The organism is Pedobacter chinensis (assembly GCF_003339865.1).
Classification (GTDB): Bacteria; Bacteroidota; Bacteroidia; order Sphingobacteriales; family Sphingobacteriaceae; genus Pedobacter; species Pedobacter chinensis.
In genome coordinates this window covers 88,028-111,590 of record NZ_QPKV01000004.1, presented here as the reverse complement: position 1 = coordinate 111,590, position 23,563 = coordinate 88,028, and the positions used below count along the sequence as shown (strand labels likewise).

Sequence of the window (23,563 nt, the reverse complement as noted above, 5' to 3'; positions counted from 1 at the left end):
AAAGAAATTATCATGAGTACTGAAAATAAAATAGAACATAAAATAGATAAAGCCGATTTAGATGGAAAGCAGGAATATACCATTACGGTTTATGCTGAAAATCGCATTGGTTTATTAAACAGGATTGCGATTATTTTCTCTAAAAGGAAAATCAATATCGAAAGTTTAAATACTTCTCCATCTGAGATTGATGGCATACACCGTTTCAATATCGTGATTACAGAAAGTTATGAAGTGGTTAGAAAGCTTGCCCGCCAGATTGAAAAGCAAATTGAAGTATTGAAAGTTTATTTCAACACCAACGAGGAAATTATCTGGCAGGAATTGGCTTTGTACAAAGTTTCTACTGATGAAATTGCCGAAAAAGTAACAGTAGAGCGTTTGTTGAGACAATACGGAGCCAGTGCCGTAGTGATTCGTAAAGATTATACGGTTTTTGCAGTTACTGGCCATAGAGAAGAAACTGATGCTTTGGTAAAAGCCCTTGAACCTTATGAACTGATTGAATTTGTTCGTTCGGCAAGAGTTGCCATTATTAAAGACAGTGCTGGTTTTCACGAAAAGCTGAAAGAATTTGAGGCTTTTGAACCCGGAGAAGAGCTGATTGAAAATGAGTTTTTGGATAAGGGCGAGAAGATTTTTACGATGTAATATAAAGGTAGAGGGCAAAAAGGTTGAAGGTATAAGGCAAGCATAATGCTTAGCGACCTTTGCGAAAAAGCTTTGTGCTCTTTGCGGTTAAATAAAAAATAATGAATCAGGTATTTGAATTTATAATCAACTCACGCAAGGCATTTATTCAGCTAATTGATGGTTTAACCATCGAACAATTGAATAAAATTCCTGATGGTTACAACAACAACATCATCTGGAACTTTGGCCATATCGTAGTGAGCACACAAACACTTTGTTATGTGCGCACCGGGATTTTAGCTGATGCCAGTTCAGTAAAGTATAATGAGTTTTATAGAAAAGATACTAAACCGACTTACACAGTAACGGAAGAAGAAGTAGCAGAATTGAAAGCTATAGCATTAGAAAGTATTGAAAAGATAAAAGTGGATTATGCTAATGGAGTTTTTTCAAACATTACTCCCTTTGCAACTTCAACTTATGGCGTTGAAATGAATAGCGTGGAAGAAATATTGATCACAACCATTGGACATGACAACCTTCATTTTGGTTATTCATGGGCGTTGAAGAAAGGTTTAGAAAAGGTTTAGGGTTTAGGGTAAACACACCGAACCTGAGTAAAATAAACCCGATTGAAGTGGAAATACTTTTTGGATGATTTGCGGGAAAGATTGCTTCGTTGTTCCTCCTCGCAATGACGGAAATGGAGCGAATGACATAATGCAAAAAGATTGAAATGAAAAGCGGGACTAAATGAACCGAAAAGCACTGAACCTGCTTTTCATAATTAGACCACAAAAAATGTTTCGTAAGGACACGAACCATAGCAATAAATAATAAAAATCGGTGGAATCACTTCATTAGTGTAATTAACCGAAGGAAAAAATGAAATATAAAATTGATAACCTAAATAATATTAACCAATAAAACGATGTCAAATTATTTTAACACATTACCTCTTAGAGAAAAATTAAACCAATTGGGTGTTTGCGATTTCATGGACAGTTCAGAATTTCTGGACGGTGTTAGTGCTTTGAAAGGCAAAAAACTGGTCATTGTAGGTTGTGGCGCACAAGGCTTAAACCAGGGTTTAAATTTAAGAGATAGTGGTTTAGATGTAAGCTACACTTTACGCAAGGAAGCAATTGAAGGCAAACGCGATTCGTGGAAAAATGCTACGGAAAACAACTTCAAAGTAGGCACTTACGAAGAATTAATCCCGACTGCTGATGTGGTTATTAACCTTACGCCAGATAAACAACACACTGCTGTTGTAAACGCAATTATGCCTTTAATGAAAGAAGGCGCTACTTTATTGTACTCACACGGTTTCAATATTGTGGAAGAAGGCATGCAGATCCGTAAAGATTTAACGGTTATCATGGTGGCACCAAAATGCCCTGGTAGCGAAGTTAGAGCGGAATATGTTCGCGGTTTTGGTGTGCCAACTTTAATTGCTGTACACCCTGAAAATGATCCTCAAGGTAAGGGATTAGCACAGGCTAAAGCATATTGCGTGGGTACTGGCGGTCACAGAGCGGGTGTGTTAAAATCATCTTTCGTAGCCGAAGTGAAATCTGATTTAATGGGCGAACAAACTATCCTTTGCGGATTGTTGCAAACAGGTTCTATTCTATCTTTCGACAAGATGGTAGAAAAAGGAATTGACGCGGGTTACGCATCTAAACTGGTTCAATATGGTGTTGAAGTAATTACTGAAGCTTTAAAGCAAGGTGGAATTACTGCAATGATGGATAGATTGAGCAATGTTGCCAAAATCAAAGCTTTTGAAATTTCAGAAGAATTGAAAGCTATCATGCGCCCGTTATTCCAGAAACACCAGGATGATATTATGAGTGGCGAATTTAGCCGCACCATGATGGAAGATTGGGCCAATGGCGATAAAAACTTATTGAAATGGAGAGCTGAAACAGGCGAAACTGCTTTCGAAAAAACACCTGCTGGCGATGTTAAAATCGGCGAACAAGAATATTTTGACAACTACCTTTTAATGGTTGCTTTCGTTCGTGCCGGTGTTGAATTGGCTTTCGAAACGATGGTTCAGGCGGGGATCAAGCCTGAATCTGCTTATTACGAATCATTACACGAAACACCACTGATTGCGAATACCATTGCCCGTAAAAAATTGTTCGAAATGAACCGTGTAATTTCTGATACTGCTGAATATGGGTGTTATTTATTTGATCAGGCTTGCAAACCGTTACTAGCTGATTTCATGAAAAAAGTAGATACTGATTTGGTGGGTAAAAACTTTAACGAAGGTAAAGATGGTGCGGTTGATAACAGAAAATTAATTGATGTTAACGAAGCAATCCGTTCTCATCAGGTAGAACAAATTGGGGCTACTTTGCGTAAGGCAATGACCGCAATGAAAGCAATTAAAACTGCATAACCCCCAACCCCCTAAAAGGGGCTTTTGGATATGGGTTAAAATATAATTATAAACTTTAAATTCCCCCTTTAGGGGGTTAGGGGGCAAAATGTCAAAAACATTAGTAGAAAAAATTTGGGACGCACACGTTGTAAAAAGTGAAGAAGGGTTTCCTGATATTTTATACATTGATACACACTTAATACACGAGGTAACTTCTCCGCAGGCTTTTGATGGTTTACGCAAAAGAGGCTTGCCTGTTTTTCGTCCAAACCAAACGGTGGCTACTGCCGACCATAACGTACCAACTTTAAACCAATTATTGCCAATTAAAGAAGAGCTATCTCGTTACCAGGTGGATATGCTGACTAAAAATTGTGCGGAATTTGGGATTGAACTTTATGGTTTAGGACATCCGTTTCAGGGCATTGTTCACGTGATTGGTCCTGAATTGGGTATTACCTTACCAGGAAAAACAATGGTTTGTGGCGATAGTCACACCTCTACGCACGGTGCTTTCGGGGCGATTGCCTTCGGTATCGGAACATCACAGGTGGAGCAGGTTTTTGCCACGCAATGTTTATTGCAATCGAAACCTAAAACCATGAAAATCGAAGTAAACGGAACACTTGGAAAAGGCGTTGGTGCGAAAGACATTATCCTGTATATTATTTCTCAAATTTCTGCCGCTGGTGGCACAGGTTATTTCATTGAATATGCAGGTTCGGCAATTGAGGCTTTAAGTATGGAGGCTCGTATGACGATTTGTAACATGAGTATAGAAATGGGTGCAAGAGGTGGTTTAATTGCACCAGATCAAACCACTTTCGATTACATAAAAGGAAGAGAATTTGCGCCAGCTGGCGAAGAGTGGGATAAAGCTTTAGCTTACTGGAAAACTTTATACAGCGATGCTGATGCAAAATTCGATAGTGTTTTAACTTTCGATGCGGCAGCAATTGCGCCAATGATTACCTATGGTACCAACCCTGGAATGGGAATGGGTATTAAGGAACACATCCCAGCAACCGATGCTCAACCTGAGAAAGAAAAACTTTCTTATCAAAAGGCTTTGGATTACATGGGTTTTGATGATGATGCATCGTTAATTGGCAAACCAGTTGATTATGTTTTCATTGGAAGTTGTACCAACTCCCGTATCGAAGATTTGCGAGAGGTTGCAGATTTCGTAAAAGATAAACGCAAGGCAGATAACGTAACGGTTTGGATTGTTCCAGGGTCGAAGCAAGTTGAACAACAAGCTAAAAACGAAGGTTTGGATAAAATTTTCGAGGCTGCTGGTTTTCAATTACGTGAACCTGGGTGCAGTGCTTGCTTAGGAATGAATGAAGATAAAATTCCTGCTGGCAAATACTGTGTTTCTACATCTAACAGAAATTTTGAGGGCAGACAGGGACAAAATGCACGTACATTATTGGCGAGTCCCTTAACTGCCGCAGCAGCTGCTGTAACAGGTAAGATTACGGATGTGAGGGAAATGCTAGAGAAGGTTGAAGGTTAAAGGTTGAAGTTTAAGGTTTTTGCAAAATGCCTAACCTACTCGTCATTGCGAGGTACGAAGCAATCTTATTAGTAAGATCAGAGGCAAGATTACGGATGTGAAGGAAATGATTGAAAAGGTTAAAGGTTGAAGGTAAAAGGTTTAATGTTTTTGCAAAATGCCTAACCCACTCGTCGTTGCGAGGTACGAAGCAATCTTATTAGTAAGATCAGAGGCAAGATTACGGATGTGAAGGAAATGCTTGAAAAGGTTGAAGGTTGAAGGTCGAAAGGCTGAAGGTTTTTGCAAAATGCCTAACCCATTCGTCATTGCGAGGCACGAAGCAATCTTATTAGTAAGATCAGAGGTAAGATTACGGATGTGAAGGAAATGCTTGAAAAGGTTAAAGGTTGAAGGTAAAAGGTTTGAGGTTTTTGCAAAATGCCTAACCCACTCGTCATTGCGAGGTACGAAGCAATCTTATTAGTAAGATCAGAGGCAAGATACGGATGTGAAGGAAATGCTTGAAAAGGTTAAAGGTTGAAGGTCGAAAGGCTGAAGGTTTTTGCAAAATGCCTAACCCACTCGTCATTGCGGAGGTACGAAGCAATCTTATTAGTAAGATCAGAGGCAAGATTACGGATGTGAAGGAAATGATTGAAAAGGTTAAAAGGCGGAGGGTTTAAAGTAAAGGCAAATTGTAAAAGTGTGAGCATTAATGAGCGTAGACGATAAAACAGAAAGTCCCTTTAGAGGTCTGGAGTTAAACGATAGAAAGTCAAAGTCCCCTTTAGGGGATTTAGGGGTTTTAGAAGTTGCGATATTAAATGTAAAAGCTGGTTTATCAGTTGAGTTTGAGAAAGCGTTTATGGAGGCACAAAAAATCATTTCTTCAATGGATGGTTACATTTCTCATCAACTGAAAAAGTGTATTGAAGAATCTGATAAATATATCCTACTTGTAAACTGGGAAACATTGGAGGCACATACAGAAGGTTTCAGAGGTTCGGTGGAATACCAGAATTGGAAAAAGTTATTACACCATTTTTATGAGCCTTTTCCAATGGTTGAACATTATTTAGAGGTTAAGACTAAAGCTGAAAGACCAAAGCGAAAAGAAATAAATAATATATTCTTAGATGAGCTTAGCTGTCTAAGGTGGTAAAAAATAAAAAGTTATGCCAGAAATAGTTTGGGATGCAACATTATACGACAAACAACATCATTTCGTATCTGATTACGGAGCGGATGTTTTGCAATGGTTAGCGCCGAAAGCCGATGAACATATTTTAGATGTGGGTTGCGGAACTGGTCAGCTGGCTGCACAAATCGCTGAAAGTGGTGCAATAGTTTTAGGAACCGATGCATCAGCAGATATGGTAAACAATGCGAAAGCCGCGTATCCAAATCTAAATTTCGAAGTGGTTGATGGAACCAAGCTACCTTACCATGAAAGCTTCGATGCAATTTTCAGCAATGCTACTTTTCACTGGATTGAAAACCAGAATGCTTTGGTTGACGGCTTATTCAAAAGCTTGAAACCTGGCGGAAGATTAGTAGCAGAATTTGGTGGTAAGGGAAATGTTAAAAGTATAACTGATGCAATCGCAAATGCTGCCGAGCAACTTGGTTTGACAGATCAAGTGGTTAACAACTTTTGGTTCTTTCCATCCGTTAGTGTTTATACCACATTACTGGAATCGAAGGGTTTTGAAGTGGAACAAGCCTGGCTATTCGACCGACCAACAAAGTTAGTTGGCGAAGAAGGTATGTATGTTTGGATTAACCAATTTGCGCAGCACGCATTTAAAAACCTGAATAAAGAACAAGCTGAATCCATCAAGAATTTAGCCATTGAAATACTGAAACCCAATTATTTCATCAATGGAGAATGGATTGCAGATTACAGAAGACTGAGGATAAAAGCTTGGAAGAAAGCTTAAAGATAAAAGCATAAAGACTAAAGCGAAACAAGTCTTGATACTTGATACTCGCTACTTGATACTATTACAATGAAAAAATTCACAACATTAACATCGGCAGTAGTGCCTTTAAACATAGAGAACATTGATACCGATCAGATTATTCCTGCAAGGTTTTTAAAAGCGACTACCCGTGAAGGTTTTGGCGAAAACTTGTTCCGCGACTGGCGATACAATGGGGATAATACACCAAAGCCAGAATTCGTGATGAATAATCCAACCTACAATGGTCAGGTTTTGGTTGCAGGTAAAAATTTCGGCTGTGGAAGTAGCAGGGAACATGCGGCTTGGGCCATTCAGGATGCTGGATTTGATGTGGTAATCAGCAGTTTCTTTGCAGATATTTTTAAAGGGAATGCCCTGAATAATGGTTTATTGCCTATTCAGGTTAGTGAAGATTTCCTGGCTCAAATTTTCAGGGCCGTTGACAATAATGCCAAATCTCCTCTTGAAGTTGATTTAGAAAACCAAACGGTAACCATTGTTGAAACTGGTGCACAGGAATCTTTCGAAATTAATCCTTACAAAAAATCATGTTTAATTAATGGCTATGATGATATCGATTTCATCCTGGCCCAAAAAGAGTTGATTGAAGAATTTGAGAAGAGGTAGAAGGCAGAGGGTCGAAAGGTAGAAGGAGCTAAAAGGCTAAAGCTTAAAGATTAAGCTAACACACTCGTCATTGCGAGGTACGAAGCAACCCTACAACTATCGCTAGGTTACTTCAACCCATCGCTTTAAGATTGCTTCGTACCTCGCAATGACGACCGTAAAAAGCAACGCTCAGAAATATACAACACCGAATCCAACTTAGATGCACTAAGGTTTCTAAGTGATAAAACAAGAAAAAAATGCAACCAGTAGTCCAAATAGTTAATTTAAACTTGAAGTATCAGCAAAAAGCGGTGCTAAAGGATTTGAATTGGACAATCAATTATGGCGAAAACTGGGTATTGAGCGGAACCAGTGGAAGTGGAAAAACTTCTTTGGCAAAAATAATAGCGGGGATGCAAAGTGCAATTGGCGATGTAAAAATCAACTTCCATACCGATAGTCATTTACCTGCAGAAGTTTTGTTTGTTGAAAGCTGGTATCAGTTTAAAAACTTAGAGGGTGTTGCAAATTTCTATTATCAGCAGCGTTATACCAGTCAGCAGGCAAAAGATACGCTAACCGTTCACGCTGAATTGGTTGGTTACGGCAAAGAAAACGGACTTCATTTTGATAGCGTTGAACCGATTTTAGCCGCATTAAACTTTTCTTCTTTTGCAAGCTCACAATTGATTGAATTATCCAGCGGAGAACACAAAAAACTACAATTGGTTAAAGCCTTATGGTTAAAACCTCAATTGTTAATCATCGATCAACCTTACACAGGTTTAGATGCAGCATCGCGAAAAAACTTAAATATCCTGTTGGATAAAATTGCCGCAGAAGGTGTTCAGTTAATTTTAATCTGCAACGATTCAGAATTGCCATCTTGCATCAATCGCTTTGCAGAAATAAAAGATGGTCAGTTAAGGGAAGTCAATTCAATTGAAAACGCACCATCCGTTACGGAGAAACATTCAAAGGAAATCCCTGATTTCTTAAAAGACTCGCCTGTTTATTCTTCTCAAAACATTGTCAAAATGGTTGATGTAAATATCAGCTATGGCGAAAAGCAGGTTTTGAAAAACATCAGTTGGGAAGTTAAGGCAGGCGAAAAATGGTTATTGCAAGGGCACAATGGTTCTGGCAAATCAACTTTGTTAAGTTTGATCAATGGCGACCACCCGCAATCTTACGCTAATGAACTTTACCTGTTCGGTAACAGGCGTGGAAGTGGTGAAAGCATTTGGGATATTAAACAGCACATCGGGTTAATCTCTCCGGAGTTTCACTGGTATTTCGATGCTACTGCAACGGTTTGGCAAAGTATTGCTTCTGGCTTTTATGATACGGTTGGTTTATTTCAGCAACTGCCTTATTCAAAGAGTGCACAAGTTGATGAGCTGGTAGAATATTTCGGATTAACGGAAAGCAAAAACGAACTATTGAGTGCACTCCCATTAGGGAAACAACGATTGGTTTTGCTGGCAAGAACCATTATTAAAAATCCAGAATTATTGATTCTGGATGAACCATGCCAGGGCCTGGACCAACAGCAAACACAACATTTTAACCAATTGGTTGATGAATTGTGCAACAATGGAATGACCTTAATTTATGTTGGCCATTTTGAATCGCAGCTGCCAACCTGCATAGAAAAGAGAATATTATTAGAAAAAGGCGAAGTAAAAGTCGTTGAAAGTTTAAACACTAAAACTCGTCATTGCGAGATACGAAGCAATCTTTTGCACAGTACGATCTAAATGAGATTGCTTCATATCTCGCAATGACGGCAATATATAATACAATGAAGAAGAACATTTTAGTAATACCCGGAGATGGTATCGGACCCGAAGTAACAACCTGGGGAAAAGCATCATTAGAAAAAATTGCCGAAATTTTCGGACATGAATTTGTATTCGATGAGGCTTTAATGGGACATGCGGCCATCGAAGTTACAGGAGAACCACTGCCAGATGAAACTTTAGAAAAAGCGAGAAAAAGCGATGCAATCCTCTTCGGTGCAATCGGTCATGCCAAATACGACAATGACCCAAGTTTGAAAGTTAGGCCTGAGCAAGGTTTATTGAAAATTCGTAAGGAACTTGGTTTATTTGCAAACCTCCGCCCAATATTATTATTTGATGAACTTCTTCAGGCATCAAGCATCAAACCCGAAATTTTAAGAGGAACAGATATTTTATTCTTCCGCGAGTTAACGGGCGATGTATACTTCGGCGAAAAAAACCGTTCGGAAGATAGAAACACGGCATCTGATTTAATGATTTACCATCGTTATGAGGTAGAGCGCATTGCACATAAAGCCTATCAGGCGGCACAACAACGTAGCAAAAGATTGTGTTCAGTAGATAAAGCCAATGTTTTAGAAAGTTCGCGTTTATGGCGTGAAACCGTTCAGGAAATTGCAAAACAATATCCTGATGTAGAAACAGAGCACATGTTTATCGATAATGCGGCCATGCAGTTAATTAAAAACCCAAAGAAATTTGATGTGGTTTTGACTGCTAATTTATTTGGCGATATTCTTACTGATGAAGCCTCGCAAATTGCTGGCTCAATGGGTATGCTGGCATCGGCATCTGTTGGCGAAAGTACAGGTTTCTTTGAACCCATTCATGGTTCGGCGCACGATATTGCGGGCAAGGACTTAGCTAATCCATTGGCCTCCATCCTATCGGCAGCGTTGATGCTTGAAATTGGTTTCGGCTTAAAAGATGAGGCTAAATTATTGGTTGATACCATTGATGAAGTTTTAAAAGATGGTTTCAGAACGCATGATATAGCTGACCAAAACACTAACCGGTTTAAAGTTTTGGGTACCGCCGAAATGGGCAAATTGGTATTGAAATTCTTATCACAAAAATTAATCACTTCCTAAACCTTAAGATTATGATTCACGACCCAAACAAAGTTTATATTTTCGACACGACATTACGTGATGGCGAGCAGGTTCCAGGCTGCCAGTTAGATACAAACCAAAAAGTAGAAATCGCTAAATCACTTGAACTTTTAGGTGTTGATGTGATTGAGGCTGGTTTCCCGGTATCCAGTCCTGGTGATTTTAACAGTGTAATTGAATTATCAAAAGCAGTGAGCAATCCGATTATTTGTGCTTTAACCCGTGCAAATAAAAACGACATTGATGTTGCTGCCGATGCCTTGCGTTATGCAAAACGACCGCGTATTCATACCGGAATTGGTTCTTCTGATTTTCACATCAAACATAAATTTAACAGTACCCGCGAGGAGATTTTAGAACGTGCTGTTGAAGCTGTAAAATATTCGAAAAAATTTGTTGAGGATGTTGAGTTTTATGCCGAAGATGCAGGTAGAGCAGACATTGAATTTTTAGCGAAAATGGTGGAAGCTGTAATTGCTGCAGGTGCAACTGTTGTGAATATTCCGGATACAAATGGTTATTGCTTGCCAGACCAATATGGTTCGAAAATTCTTTACTTAAAAGAAAATGTAAAGAATATCGACAAGGCTATTATCTCTGTACATTGCCACAACGATTTAGGCCTGGCTACAGCGAACTCTATTGCTGGTTTACAAAATGGTGCCCGCCAGGTAGAATGTACCATTAACGGCATTGGCGAACGTGCTGGGAACACCTCAATGGAAGAAGTCGTCATGATTTTGAAAACGCACAAAATTTTGGGCTTGAACACTCAAATTGATGCGACCCGTTTTTATGAAATGAGCCACATGGTGAGAAATCAAATGAATATGCCTGTTCAACCCAATAAAGCAATTGTTGGTGGCAACGCATTTTCGCATAGTTCTGGTATTCATCAGGATGGTTTCTTAAAAAACCGTGAAAATTATGAGATTATTAAACCAGAAGATGTTGGTTTCCCTGATGCAACAATTGTATTAACAGCCAGAAGTGGCCGCCATGCACTGAAACATCACTTAGACCGTTTAGGCCATAAATTAGAAAAAGAACATTTAGATATTGTTTACAAACAGTTTTTAGTTTTAGCAGACAGCAAACAAGGAATAAATGATACTGATTTGAATCAATTGGTTGCTTTGCACCTGGCTTAAGAAACAAGCCGTCATTGCGAGGTACGAAGCAATCTTTCTATGGGGATTGCTTCGTACCTCGCAATGACGAATCATATCTAAACCTGATAGCAGTGGAAATACTTTTTGCTTGCAGCGACCTTGAATAATCTGTCGTGCTGAGGTACGAAGCATCTGCAACCGATGAAACAGATGCTTCGTACCTCAGCATGACAGAATTTTTAAAAAAGATTGAAACGAATAGCAGGACTGCAATAACCTAAAAGCATAGGAACCTGCTTTTCAAAAAAATAAAGCGATAGTTAAGTCTTGATATAATCGCAACTTGATATTAAAAAAATGAATACGATAACACCGAACACATTGGATTTTAACGCTGCATCGCAACGACTTAAAGGCGTGGTAAAACGTACACCTTTAGAGTTTAATGCCGGACTTTCTTCTTATTACAATGCAAATATTTATTTAAAAAGAGAGGATTTGCAGATTGTACGCTCTTATAAGTTACGTGGTGCGTTCAACAAAATCAGTTCGTTGCCGCAAGATGCTTTAATAAATGGTGTGGTTTGCGCAAGTGCCGGAAATCATGCTCAGGGCGTGGCCTATTCATGCAAAAAATTAGGGATCAAGGGCGTAATTTTTATGCCGGAAATTACACCTAAACAAAAGGTTAAACAAACTTATATGTTTGGTGGCGATAATGTGGAAGTGATTTTGGTTGGCGATACTTTCGATGACTGTTTAAAAGAAGCCCTGGCTTACAGCTCTGAAAAATCAGCCACATTTATCCCTCCTTTCGATGATGAGAAAGTTATTGAGGGGCAAGCTACTGTTGGTGTAGAGGTTTTTGAAGACCTGCCTGATTTGGATATGGTTGTGATGCCGGTAGGTGGCGGTGGTTTAGCCTCGGGCGTGAGTGCATACATGAAAACGGTTAAACCTGATGTAAAATTAGTTGGCGTTGAACCTTTGGGTGCCCCATCAATGGTTACGGCTATGGAACACGGTGGGCCTTACACTTTAGATGAAATTGATCGTTTTGTGGACGGTGCTGCCGTTAAAAGAATCGGTCATATTACCTACGAATATTGTAAAGAATTGCTGGATCAGATGCACCTGATCCCGGAGGGAAAAATCTGTACCACAATATTAAAACTCTATAATGAAGATGCAATTGTAGTAGAACCAGCAGGTGCTTTATCAGTAGCTGCTTTAGATCAGTTGAAAGACCAGATTGTAGGTAAAACCATCGTTTGTATAGTAAGTGGAGGCAATAATGATATTGAGCGGATGCAGGAAATTAAAGAGAAATCTTTGCTTTTTGAAGGCTTGAAACATTATTTCATTGTTCGTTTTCCACAAAGGCCAGGCGCTTTAAAACTGTTTGTGAACGAGGTTTTAGGTCCGCAGGATGATATTACCCGTTTCGAATTTATTAAAAAAACAAACCGTGAAAATGGTCCTGCTTTGGTTGGGATTGAACTTTCCAATAAAAACGATTATGCAAGTTTATTGCAACGCATGAAAGACTTTAAATTCGAGATCATTGAGTTGAACCAGGATCAGACTTTGTTTGAGTATTTGGTATAGGTTCTCTTAACCGCAAAGGGCGCTAAGTTTTTCGCCAAGAACGCACAGAAAGAATTAATAAATTCGTCATGCTGAATTTATTTCAGCATCTTAAACAATAAAGACCCTGAAATAAATTCTGGGTGACGCAAAAGGATAACAAAAATGAATTTCAAAGACTTAACAAACAAAACATTAATAGCCGATAAGGATCTGGATTGGGAAGATTTAGGCAGTGGTGTTAAGCGCAAAATCATGGCTTATGATGATAACCTGATGTTGGTTAAGGTAGCGTTTGAAAAAGGTGCAATTGGGGCCATTCATCATCACCCACATTTACAAATGAGTTATGTTGCCAAAGGAAGCTTTGAAGTTTCCATGGGCGATGATAAAAAAATCCTTAATGAGGGCGATGTTTTTTTTGCACCATCAAATGTATTTCATGGTGTGGTTTGTTTAGAAGCCGGATTATTAATCGATATTTTTAATCCTCATCGTGAGGATTTCCTTTAGTTCAACTTACAAAATTTTGAAAAGACTAATGGATGGAGAAATTTCGTTTAGATAAGACTTACGAAGTTTCCCTTTCACGAACCTATTTAACGTGAGTTCGAGATACGTTCAACATCATGATAATGTCACCCTTTCAGGGTTTTGTAACTATTTATTGATCAATCGCCTAGCATAATCCCGCCACTTCGTGTTGTTTTAAATCTGAAGGACTGATATGATAATAGAAAATTGATGAATTTAACGATCTTAACCTCGAAGAGGTGTCATTATCTCTTATCCCGAACTCGTTATTTAAACTTCATAAGTCGACTACTCAAAAGTAAACCGTACATTCTTATATCCCAATCCTTCGATAATTGGTTTCAGAACATTTGCTGCATTGGTTTTGGTTTGAGCTAGTATATCAGATTTTTTTACTTCTGCACTTACCTGTTTTTCTGCGGCTTTGTAAGCCTCATCAACCAGGTTCGCTTCACGGAAGAAAGCCATTTTGGTATCGTAAACTCTTGAGCTTTTATGGTCAATTTTTACATAGCAAATTTCCGGCTGTGGCAAATTTACTACAGCTGTATCGGCATCAATCTCAAGATCATCACGGGTAATTTTTGTGAGGTCTATGCAACCCACGGCTTCAGCTTTTACAATGAGTAAAACACTGGCCTCGGGCAGGAAATCAGTTTTGTTTTTATGCTCCAATACATCACTAATTTGATAGCGAACCAGCTCCAGTTTGCCAATGGCTTCAATTTTCTCAACCAAAAGCTGATGCTTACTTTCAACTGAGGTATTGATGCTGAACTTTTTGGAGATAAAAAAGTAGGCAGCTATAAGTAAAATTAACCAAGGTAATACTCTAAAAAATATTCTCATTTTAAGATATTTTAATTCAATTTTTAATGTTGTACTGAAATGATTAAACAATTATTAATCCAGATTGTATTCTTCAGAATTTTTGGCAGTTGTTTTGTATTAGAATTTAATACACACAAATAAACACTAATCAACATGAAAAAGCTAACTATTTTAATGCTTTGCATCGCCACGCTAGGCTTGGTATCTTGCAAAAAGGAAACCATTATTACTCCTAATAATTTAACCATTATTAAATACATCAATCCTTCTGACTGGAAGGCAAGCACCGATGGTTTTACACTTTCAGCTGCTTTACCTGATAACAATATCGATATAAGAACCTTCGAAAATGATGGCATTTTAGTCTACATCTCAAGAGGAGATAATAACGTTTACGAACAATTACCTTTTACTTATGATACTCAAGCATTTAGTTATGCAGTTAGTGAGGGTAGAATAGATATAGATTTGCAAAGCTCAGATTTTCAGCATGCAATACCTGATAGACCAACCACCAGAACAAGGGTTAAGATTGTACTAATAGAATCTTATCGATAAAAACATTAAAACTCTAAAAAACGACTAATGTTCACTTGAACGTGGTCGTTTTTTATATCTTATTGTTCCCACATCAAGAAATCACGAATATAAACATGCTGAATTCCCCGATAAGTATTTCCATTAAATTGGGTATTGGTAATTACATATTTAGGATAATTATTTGCAATTTGAAGCAGGTTTTCGAATTCGCGTTTAATCGTTGCTTCATCATCCAATTTTAAAGCTATCTGTATATAAATAAACTCATTGTTACGCTCAGCAATAAAATCTATTTCTTTGGTATTCATTGTGCCAACTTTTATTTTGTAACCTAAATATAAGAGATGATTATATACTACATTTTCAAGCAATTTTCCTAAATCCTGTGGCTTATATCCAATAATGGCATTTCTGATACCAGTATTTTCAAAATAGAATTTACTACCTGTTTCAAAAATTCTTTTCCCAATAATATCATACCTATCTACCTCATGTATGACGTATGCGTTTACTAAATATTTGGTATAGGTTTGTATTTGATTCGGTGCTATTTTTGTTTGTTGAGATTTAAGAAAATCACTTATTTTTTTTGCAGAAAACAGACTTCCAATATTATCTGCCAGGAAAAGAACAAGTTTCTCTAAGAAATTACTATTTCTTAAATTATATCTTGAAACAACATCCCTGAATAAAATAGTGGTATAAATGCTATTAAGGTATTCAAAGGCCTGTTCATTTAAAGCAAGGTTGATAAGATAAGGCAAGCCACCATATTTAAAATAGTGATCCATATTTTTATCATTATTATCCAATTTATGAAACTGCAAAAATTCTGAATACGACAAGCTGTAAATGGTAAACTCAACATATCTTCCACTTAAATAAGTCGCCAATTCACCAGATAGCATTTTTGCATTACTACCAGTAATATAGATGTCGTTATTTTGATCGAGTAAAAACGATCTTAATGCTTTTTCAAAATCGACTATATCCTGTATTTCATCAATAAAAATATAATTAAGAGCATTAGGTTTTATTTTTGAAATAATGTAATCATTCAGATCGGTTGCATTTTTAATAAAGTCGAACTGTAAATCTTCTTTATTCATGTAAATGATGTTTGAATCTTTATCCTGTTCAAGGATATAGTTAATAAGCTGAAAAACCAAATAACTTTTACCTACCCTACGTTGCCCAGTAAGCACTTTAATCAAGTTTTTACGTATAAAGGGCTGTATTTTAAAAATGTATTTATTCCGTTTTAAAATATTCGCAGGTATGTTCATGTTGTAATTATACTTATAATTATATCAAATATTATAATAAATTATAATTATACTTATAATTTATAGTAAAACGATCAATGATACCATCACAACTAAAACTCTAAAAAACGACTAATGTTCACTTGAACGTGGTCGTTTTTTTTATGCTCTCCGCGGTTTAGTTGTATTGCCCGAACACTAACGCCATTTCTCTCCAAAAGCAGCTCATCGTAAAACCCCTTATAGTAAACATCTCTAACCTCAAATCTTCTACTGCTCCAATTGCTACTAATTTCGGCCCATTCCGGATAAAATACAACATTTGCAGCAAAAGTTTTTAAACCCAGTTTTTCTGCATCGCCACGTGATAAAACCACCGCATTACCTAAAATTTGGGCAGTATAAATATGTTTGGGGCGTTGATAAATTTCAGTGGGTTTACCTGTTTGCAAAAGTTCTCCATTTCTCAAAATCAATAATTGATCGGCTAAAAACAAACCATCTGCCGGATCATGGGAGACTAAAATTACGGTAACGCCAACCTCTGCTGCTACACGCTTGATATCGGCTCTTAATTGGTTCTTAAGTAAGGCATCAACCTGACTGAATGGTTCATCTAACAGTAAAACTTTAGTATCAGAAACCATTGCTTTCGCAATAGCTACCCGTTGCTGTTCTCCACCACTTAATTCAATGATCTTTTTATGCTGTAGCGGAAGAATCCTCAAATGTTTCATGATCGCTAAAGTCTTTTCGGCCTTGGTTTTTAAATCGGTATTGGAGAGTTGCGAGGCTATGTTATCGTAAACCTTAGCATAAATGTTCAGTGAAAAATCCTGGGTAACCATTTTCATCTGCTTGTGGCCGGGGATTAATTGTTCATCAGGACCTTTAACTCTTTGTTCTTCAAAAAAGACCTCGCCTTCATCAGTTTTCAACAAACCATAAATAGATTTAAGTAAAGTAGATTTACCGCTTCCACTCTCTCCAATAATGGCCACAACATCCCCTCTTTTAATATCGAAACTGATATTTTTGATGCCCCCAGCTTGCTCAGCCTGATATTGCTTCGTTAAATTTTTTACGCTAATAATAATATCGCTCACGAGTTAAAGATAAAGTTAAAAGCAGAAAGACGAAAGCTTAAAGTAAAATGTTTCACATGTGTGTTTCGTAAGATAATTTACACGTGTTAAAATTATAACCAAAAGGAGTATTAATAGATATAAAATAAAATTCCTGCTCCGCCTAACCGAAACAGGAATTGATTCTATTGATGTGTTAATGTATTTTAATTTAAACCGAAGGTTACTCCAAAACTCATATTCTTTAAGCCAGCTTGTGCAGGAGTAGCAAACATATCATTGAAATAATATTTAGTAAACAAACCTAATCCTCCATATCCAAACCTGAATGAACCTCCGTAGCGAACTGATTGAAAATGGTAATTATCATATTGTTTTTGTTTGCCAAATTCGTCGCTAATTTGTTTAACCTTTCCACCTAGCAGAAAACTAACCTCAGGACCTAAAATAAAGTAGAATCTTTTGCCCCTATCATTTTCTTTCGTACGCAATTCGAAGTTCAAAGGAATGTGTACATAACTACTTGAGAAACGATTTTTCGAGAATTCAATATTCTCCGGAAGGGCAGTTAAAGTTGGTAAGTTTTTTTGGATCGTAACATCTTTTCGCAACCTTATTAATGTCCAGTCGAAACCTCCAGCTACATAAACTTTAAAATTTGAATTGAAGCGGTAGCCGAACTGTAAAACATCAAATGAAAATGTACTGGTTTTACCTCCTTTATAATCTAAAAAATCATTAGTTGGAGATAAGTTAAAGCTACCGTTATCGATTAATCTTGTGAAACCTAAATCAACTCTGGTAAAAGTGATCCCACCTACGAAACGACCTTTTTTTGCATTTTGAGTAGAGTCGTTTTTGGTAATCAGGCTACCACCACCTATTGTGAGTGTGTATTTGCTTTTCTTTTTGATAACCGTATCCTTAACTACTGTATCTTGTTGTGCAAAAGCACCTGGAGCCATAACACCGGCAAGTCCGCTTACCAAAAGTGTTGTAAAAATTAGACGTTTCATATCGTGTGTGTTTGTTAAAAAGTGTTCATTAGTCATTTGTTCATTAGGAGCAAATTGTCTATTCAATCTGCAATCCAATAACCATTAATCTGGTTTATTTTTTGTTTCTTTTCCCAAATTTAAATGGGCCTATGTTAATAGATGAAATTGAAGAGTCATCATCATCCGTACGGAACTGGATAAATTTATCTTTTCTCTTATCCACTTTGTTAACGATTAAGTTTACCACATCGCCAACATTGCGAATTCCTTTATTTTGGTCAGTATCATTTTCCACTTCTGCTTTTGAAGTTTCAACCATTGCAATTACCGTTTCCTGCTTTGGCTGTAAAATTGCCGCCTCAATTTTCGATTTAATGTCTTGTTTTGGCTCTTCTACCATCGCAATGATTGTTTCCTGTTTTTGCATTTCAGGGGCAGTAACTATTTTATGATTTTCTAGAGGTTTAACATCTTCTTTAACCTTATTTTTAACTAAAGCATTAACAGGTTTCGTGGCAGCTGGTAAAATTGGCATTGCCTTTTCTACTGGTTGTGGAGCAGAGATTGCCGCCGAATCTGGCTGCTCAGCTGGATTAACCTTATCGATTGCTTTATTTGCCAAACGCCTGCCAGAATCAGTAATATTCTGCTGTTGATAAATTAAAATACCAACGGTAGCGATTAGCAAAACTGCAGCTGCAGCCAACCAGTAAATCGGTATAATCCTTTTTTTCTTTGGCTCAATTTCGCTTTCTATGCTACTCCATAAATCTCTTGATGGCGTTATTTCGGCATCTTCAAAAGTATTTTTAAATAATTGATCAAAATCTTTATCCCGTATAGGTTGCATAACCAAAGCCCTCCATTTTTATAATTTCTTCTTTTAAAATTGCCCTCGCTCTTGATAATTGAGATTTGCTTGCTCCTTCCGAAATACCAAGTGTTTCTCCAATTTCCTTGTGCGAATAACCCTCAATTACGTACATATTAAAAACCATCCGGTAGCCATCTGCTAATTTTTGTATCACACTCATTAAATCCTGCATGCCCAATCGGCTAAAATCAAATCCTGTTGATGGTTGCTCGTAAGCCTCGTCAATTTCTACCACATTTAAGCTGCGTAAATTTTTACGGTAACTTTCAATTGCGGTATTTACCATCACTCTCCTGATCCAGCCCTCAAAAGAGCCATCGCCTCTGTAATCTTTAATCTTTTGGAAAACCTTGATGTAGCCCATTTGCAATACATCTTCAGCTTCCATTCTATCTTTGGCATATCGCATACAAACGGCGAGCATTTTCGATGCGGTTTGCTTGTAAAGCATTTCCTGCATCTTCCGGTCGCCAGCTTTGCAGCCTTCCATCAAATCATCTATTGTATAGCTTCGGGTCAATTTCATTGTGTGTTTGTATATAGAAGATGGCAGATTACAAACATTGGTTGCATGAGGATAAGAAAAAAGTTAAATAAAAGTTAAAATTTATTATTAATAACTGATTATCAATAAGATAAATTCATATAAAAATTTAAAGAAAGATATAGTTTTTTGATTTGGAAAGCAATGTCTGAAACTTTTTTGAGGTGTTAATCCTGCTATTCGCTGCAATCTTTAAACTCCTGTCATGCTGAGGGATAATTTATTTTGCTTCGCAGCTACTTCGTGGTCATAAAAATCAATAAATGATGTTGAGATTATTCAGCTATTGCCCGCAGATGCCGCTGATTACGCAGATAAAAATAAAATCTGCGGAATCTTCTTAAATCTGCGGGATATTCTTTCTCTAAAACTTAAGTTAACGTGAACTTGAGGTTTAATGCGCCAGTGCGAGGCACGAAACACCTGCGAAGCAAACTTGAATACCTCTGGAAATATAAACTAACAATAAAAAATCCTACACTGTCGCTGGTTATATAACAAACGCTTTAAGATTGCTTCGTGCCTAGCAATGACGACAGTTTTACATGATTTAGCAACTAAATATTTTACCTATCGGTTGGTGTCCCACCAAACGAAATTGAAGGAGTTTACTCGCTTTTTTAAATGTTTTCGTTTGGGGGACACCAACCGGTAGAGGAATCAACATAAATGATGTTGAGATTATTCAGGTATTTCCCGCAGATGCCGCTGATTACGCAGATAAAAATAAAGTCTGAGGAATCTTCTTAAATCTGCGGAATATTCTTTCTTTAAAAACTTAAGTTAACGTGAACTTGAGGTTTAATGCGCCAGTGCGAGGCACGAAACACCTGCGAAGCAAACTTGAATACCTTTGGAAATATAAACTAACAATGAAAAATCCTACACTGTCGCTGGTTATATAACAAACGCTTTAAGATTGCTTCGTGCCTAGCAATGACGACAGTTTTACATGATTTAGCAACTAAATATTTTACCTATCGGTTGGTGTCCCACCAAACGAAATTGAAGGAGTTTACTCGCTTTTTTAAATGTCTTCGTTTGGGGGACACCAACCGGTAGAGGAATCAACATAAATGATGTTGAGATTATTCAGGTATTTCCCGCAGATGCCGCTGATTACGCAGATAAAAATAAAGTCTGCGGAATCTTCTTAAATCTGCGGAATATTCTTTCTTTAAAAACTTAAGTTAAATCATGATTAACAATTATATTGCACAAATACGTTAATGGTAGGCATAGCCACATTTTGTTACAGACCCACACAATAGTTCCTAAAAATCAAACTGCTTTAATCTTGTTGCTTCTTAACCTTAAACAATTTAAAATCCTGCTTATAAGTGAGGAAAAACGAATGATTAAACTGAAGCTGCTTATCAGTATGATCCAAATCAATATGTGGTTCAAAACGAACATCAAGATATAGATGTGGAATCAGTTCTTTTTGGTAAGCATAACGCAGAGAAACAATATTTCTATGGCTTTGCGTTAAACCCTGACTATATAAATTATCAGAAACCGATTCATATAGAGGCATTCCTTTAATTGAAATGAAATTATTTCCTTTCCAGTAAGAGGCAACTAAGCTTCCCCATTTGCTCTCTACACCAGCATTTGACCATAAACCAAAACCGCCTTCATAAGCTCTTCTTTTGTCGGGAGAAAAATCCTTATAAACCGCCAGGTAATTATCTGTATAAACCTGTTTAATATTGCCATTAATCTCTTTGTGCAATTTCAACCCTGTAGCACCATTAAAAACCGTACTGATCGGAATTTCTTTCAACATATCAATTTGTCCGCCTTGATGGAAGGCTAAAAACTGAGCGGGAACACTCAGTTTCCATTCATTAGTTTTCAGTAAAAATGTTTCAGTTGATAAGCCTCCAGTGATTTCTTCTTTGGCTCGTTCGCCTTTATAAATCATTTTCTGCCAGGCAATCCAGGCATCTAGCTTAAATTTCTCACGCTCCACCAATAACTGCGTTCCGTATTCAATGGGTGTAGTAATTACCCTTTCAAAGTTGTAAAGCGGTTCAATATAGTTATGATGGATGTTCCCTTCTAAACTTCCAAAAATTAAGGTTAAGTTTCTTTTATGGTATTTTAAGTTGAATAAGGGTTTTGCATCAGTAATTCCATTCCGGCCGAAATCCTTTCTGATAAATGCACCGGCAGTAATGGCTAAATTCGGATGAGCATAATAAACGATTTGCGGTTGCAGCTGCGTTCCATACAAGGTATAACCATCATGGAAATCGTTGGTGTACTCGTAATTACGAACGTAATTGAAATTATAAAAATTGAAATGAACTTCATTCGTTAAACTGCTATCGGGACGAATTCTGTTTTCAAAAGCAGACTGGTTAAATTGTGCTGACGCGAGGTAAGAAATAAATAGAAAAAATATAAATAGTAAGGTCTTTTTCAAACCTGTTGTTTTAAACATGAGCCTGGATTTTATCGCTCAAATTTAGGATAGTTTTTGGTTTATTTAACCGCAAAGAACGCGAAGTTTACGCAAAGAAAACAAAGACTATATTTAAACAAAGTCAATCTTATACAACACACGCTCTTAGCTTTTGCCTTAGTCTATGGTTTTTCAGCTTTAACCTTATTTTCTCAACCGATAATTCTTATATAGCTTAACGGCAATCATAATTGCCATTGCAATGCTCATGATACCGATCAAACCATAAATCCAGTTAATGGCACTTTTAAGAATGACCACAAAAACTATGGCTATCATAAAAATGGTGGCCAGTTCCCGCCACAGCCTCAACTGAAAACTGCTCAACTTAAATTGATTGTTTCTTAGTTGCTTAACAATATTCTGGCATATGAAATGATAAACCAGTAATCCAATCACAAAACCAAGCTTAACCAGCATCCAGTCCATTTGCAAAAGCATTGGATGTAAAGTAAGCATCGATGCACCTGCCAGAACAGAAATGATCATGGCAGGCGTGGCAATGATTTTCCATAGTGTAGCCTCCATTTTAATAAATTGTTTTTGGAGAATGCTTCTTTCTGGCTCAGGCTTATCGTTTGCCTCAGTATGGTAAATAAAAAGACTTAAAATATAGAATAAACCTGCCATCCAACTAATCACAAATACGATATGTACTGCAAGGAAATAATAATAATATGGCTGTAAGCTTTCTATCATTTAATTTTATTTAAAATGTACGTATCAATCCAGTTGGGGATATTTAAAAATTCCAGATTTAAAACACCATTTTTGATATTTCCCACATAGTTATGTTTAGTTCCAGAATTATCCCAAAGATAAGTTTCATCAACTTCTTTCAACATATCTATAAGTAAATCCATTGTAAGAAAATATCGTTTTTCTATCTTATCTTCATCAACAAAATGTCCGCCCTTTTTTACTCTATCTTTTACTCGTTCTAAGTTCATTATTGGCGTTTCAGTTCCAATGAAATACAGATAAACCTTATAATTATTTTGATGAGCAAACTCAATAAGTTTTAATTTTGATGGATGCGAAAACACCGTTTCGAAAGAGAATGATTTTTTATCGTTAATCAATTTATGGCGAATGAAATCGGCTATTATTGCGAAGTGATAAGAGTTATAATCGAAATAATCATGATCAGTTTTTACAATAACATTTTCTTTTACAACTAAATTCCAACTTTTATTGTTAAAACTGGCTTTTGCGTACAATCCACTTGCAGAATAAAAATTTTCAAATTCAGCTTGCGAACAAACAATATCAAAATCAGAGAGATTTAGAAAATTGTTTTTCTTAAAATCTGATTCTAAAATATCTGCATTTACAAAAAGTCTGGTCGAAAAATATATAGGCTTAATGGAATTATAAAGCGTTGTTTTGCCAGAACCGTTCGGCCCTGCGAAAATTCTAAGCTTAGGCTTAACAGCCATTATTAAAAAAGCTTTATTTTTCTTTCTGAAACTCTTTTTTTAGTAAAGCTTCCAGATGAAATTTTTACTGTTTCTCCACTATTAAAAGTTCTGTAAACGCCATCAGCTTTTACCTCAGTTCTACCTAAGTCCATTGCATCAACTACACGTAGAACATCATCCATAGTTTTATTTATGGCATTAATTACCTGTTTAATTGGCAATTTATCTTCGTCTTGTAATGATTTAACTGTCATAAATATTTATATAAATGCACTTGTAGAAA

General features: G+C 36.9%; 23 protein-coding genes. 13 read left to right on the top strand and 10 right to left on the bottom strand.

The genetic code is table 11. The features are described from left to right. The first annotated feature begins 12 nt into the window (after positions 1 to 12). From ilvN to DU508_RS10780, 12 genes are all read left to right on the top strand, one after another. On the top strand, positions 13 to 651 hold the full coding sequence (gene ilvN, locus DU508_RS10835; protein WP_115402842.1) for an acetolactate synthase small subunit: 639 nt from the start codon (positions 13 to 15) through the stop codon (positions 649 to 651). A 101-nt stretch (positions 652 to 752) separates the two neighbouring features. Further along, the gene (locus tag DU508_RS10830) at positions 753 to 1,223 is read left to right on the top strand and encodes a DinB family protein (protein WP_233509494.1); all 471 of its coding nucleotides are present in this window, start codon (positions 753 to 755) and stop codon (positions 1,221 to 1,223) included. Between the two features lie 341 nt (positions 1,224 to 1,564). Then, the gene (gene ilvC / locus DU508_RS10825) at positions 1,565 to 3,046 is read left to right on the top strand and encodes a ketol-acid reductoisomerase (RefSeq protein ID WP_115402840.1); all 1,482 of its coding nucleotides are present in this window, start codon (positions 1,565 to 1,567) and stop codon (positions 3,044 to 3,046) included. Between the two features lie 88 nt (positions 3,047 to 3,134). After that, a complete protein-coding gene (gene leuC, locus DU508_RS10820) occupies positions 3,135 to 4,547 on the top strand; it encodes a 3-isopropylmalate dehydratase large subunit (RefSeq protein ID WP_115402839.1) in 1,413 nt (470 codons plus the stop codon). A 697-nt stretch (positions 4,548 to 5,244) separates the two neighbouring features. After that, the gene (locus tag DU508_RS10815) at positions 5,245 to 5,691 is read left to right on the top strand and encodes an antibiotic biosynthesis monooxygenase family protein (RefSeq protein WP_115402838.1); all 447 of its coding nucleotides are present in this window, start codon (positions 5,245 to 5,247) and stop codon (positions 5,689 to 5,691) included. Between the two features lie 13 nt (positions 5,692 to 5,704). Continuing rightward, positions 5,705 to 6,469: a class I SAM-dependent methyltransferase gene (locus DU508_RS10810; protein ID WP_115402837.1), complete on the top strand. Its 765-nt coding sequence runs from the start codon at positions 5,705 to 5,707 to the stop codon at positions 6,467 to 6,469. 69 nt (positions 6,470 to 6,538) lie between these two features. Next, positions 6,539 to 7,120, top strand: a complete 582-nt coding sequence (gene leuD, locus DU508_RS10805; RefSeq protein WP_115402836.1) for a 3-isopropylmalate dehydratase small subunit — start codon at positions 6,539 to 6,541, stop codon at positions 7,118 to 7,120. 239 nt (positions 7,121 to 7,359) lie between these two features. After that, positions 7,360 to 8,862: an ATP-binding cassette domain-containing protein gene (locus DU508_RS10800; RefSeq protein WP_115402835.1), complete on the top strand. Its 1,503-nt coding sequence runs from the start codon at positions 7,360 to 7,362 to the stop codon at positions 8,860 to 8,862. A 44-nt stretch (positions 8,863 to 8,906) separates the two neighbouring features. Then, positions 8,907 to 9,998: a 3-isopropylmalate dehydrogenase gene (gene leuB / locus DU508_RS10795; protein ID WP_115402834.1), complete on the top strand. Its 1,092-nt coding sequence runs from the start codon at positions 8,907 to 8,909 to the stop codon at positions 9,996 to 9,998. 11 nt (positions 9,999 to 10,009) lie between these two features. Continuing rightward, a complete protein-coding gene (locus DU508_RS10790) occupies positions 10,010 to 11,170 on the top strand; it encodes a 2-isopropylmalate synthase (RefSeq protein ID WP_115402833.1) in 1,161 nt (386 codons plus the stop codon). Positions 11,171 to 11,488: 318 nt separating this feature from the next. Further along, on the top strand, positions 11,489 to 12,739 hold the full coding sequence (gene ilvA, locus DU508_RS10785) for a threonine ammonia-lyase IlvA (RefSeq protein WP_115402832.1): 1,251 nt from the start codon (positions 11,489 to 11,491) through the stop codon (positions 12,737 to 12,739). A 144-nt stretch (positions 12,740 to 12,883) separates the two neighbouring features. Next, positions 12,884 to 13,231, top strand: coding sequence for a cupin domain-containing protein (locus DU508_RS10780; RefSeq protein ID WP_115402831.1), 348 nt, complete (start codon positions 12,884 to 12,886; stop codon positions 13,229 to 13,231). Between the two features lie 309 nt (positions 13,232 to 13,540). Here the strand turns inward: DU508_RS10780 and DU508_RS10775 are convergent, their stop codons facing one another. Then, positions 13,541 to 14,101 carry a DUF4230 domain-containing protein gene (locus DU508_RS10775; protein ID WP_115402830.1) on the bottom strand — a complete coding sequence of 187 codons (561 nt, stop codon included), beginning with the start codon at positions 14,099 to 14,101 and terminating at the stop codon, positions 13,541 to 13,543. Positions 14,102 to 14,236: 135 nt separating this feature from the next. Between DU508_RS10775 and DU508_RS10770 the strand changes: the two genes are divergently transcribed. After that, the gene (locus DU508_RS10770) at positions 14,237 to 14,641 is read left to right on the top strand and encodes a hypothetical protein (RefSeq protein WP_115402829.1); all 405 of its coding nucleotides are present in this window, start codon (positions 14,237 to 14,239) and stop codon (positions 14,639 to 14,641) included. Between the two features lie 59 nt (positions 14,642 to 14,700). On the opposite strand, the gene DU508_RS10765 is transcribed toward DU508_RS10770, so the two are convergent. The 9 genes from DU508_RS10765 to DU508_RS10725 all read right to left on the bottom strand — a co-directional run bounded on the left by DU508_RS10765 (position 14,701) and on the right by DU508_RS10725 (position 23,534). Further along, the gene (locus tag DU508_RS10765; protein ID WP_115402828.1) at positions 14,701 to 15,909 is read right to left on the bottom strand and encodes an ATP-binding protein; all 1,209 of its coding nucleotides are present in this window, start codon (positions 15,907 to 15,909) and stop codon (positions 14,701 to 14,703) included. Positions 15,910 to 16,001: 92 nt separating this feature from the next. Further along, positions 16,002 to 16,994 (bottom strand): ABC transporter ATP-binding protein, encoded by a 993-nt coding sequence (locus tag DU508_RS10760; RefSeq protein WP_115402827.1) that lies wholly within the window; start codon positions 16,992 to 16,994, stop codon positions 16,002 to 16,004. 185 nt (positions 16,995 to 17,179) lie between these two features. Further along, positions 17,180 to 17,989: an outer membrane beta-barrel protein gene (locus DU508_RS10755; protein ID WP_115403325.1), complete on the bottom strand. Its 810-nt coding sequence runs from the start codon at positions 17,987 to 17,989 to the stop codon at positions 17,180 to 17,182. Positions 17,990 to 18,083: 94 nt separating this feature from the next. After that, on the bottom strand, positions 18,084 to 18,821 hold the full coding sequence (locus DU508_RS10750; RefSeq protein ID WP_115402826.1) for a hypothetical protein: 738 nt from the start codon (positions 18,819 to 18,821) through the stop codon (positions 18,084 to 18,086). Beyond that, positions 18,802 to 19,371: an RNA polymerase sigma factor gene (locus tag DU508_RS10745; RefSeq protein ID WP_115402825.1), complete on the bottom strand. Its 570-nt coding sequence runs from the start codon at positions 19,369 to 19,371 to the stop codon at positions 18,802 to 18,804. Before DU508_RS10745 ends, DU508_RS10750 begins: the two co-directional genes overlap by 20 nt. Before the next feature lie 1,309 nt (positions 19,372 to 20,680). After that, positions 20,681 to 21,838 (bottom strand): hypothetical protein, encoded by a 1,158-nt coding sequence (locus DU508_RS10740; protein ID WP_115402824.1) that lies wholly within the window; start codon positions 21,836 to 21,838, stop codon positions 20,681 to 20,683. Positions 21,839 to 22,003: 165 nt separating this feature from the next. After that, the gene (locus DU508_RS10735) at positions 22,004 to 22,558 is read right to left on the bottom strand and encodes a CopD family protein (protein WP_115402823.1); all 555 of its coding nucleotides are present in this window, start codon (positions 22,556 to 22,558) and stop codon (positions 22,004 to 22,006) included. After that, a complete protein-coding gene (locus DU508_RS10730) occupies positions 22,555 to 23,298 on the bottom strand; it encodes a hypothetical protein (protein WP_115402822.1) in 744 nt (247 codons plus the stop codon). Before DU508_RS10730 ends, DU508_RS10735 begins: the two co-directional genes overlap by 4 nt. A gap of 2 nt (positions 23,299 to 23,300) precedes the next feature. Next, positions 23,301 to 23,534, bottom strand: coding sequence for a hypothetical protein (locus DU508_RS10725; protein WP_115402821.1), 234 nt, complete (start codon positions 23,532 to 23,534; stop codon positions 23,301 to 23,303). Between the last annotated feature and the right edge of the window lie 29 nt (positions 23,535 to 23,563).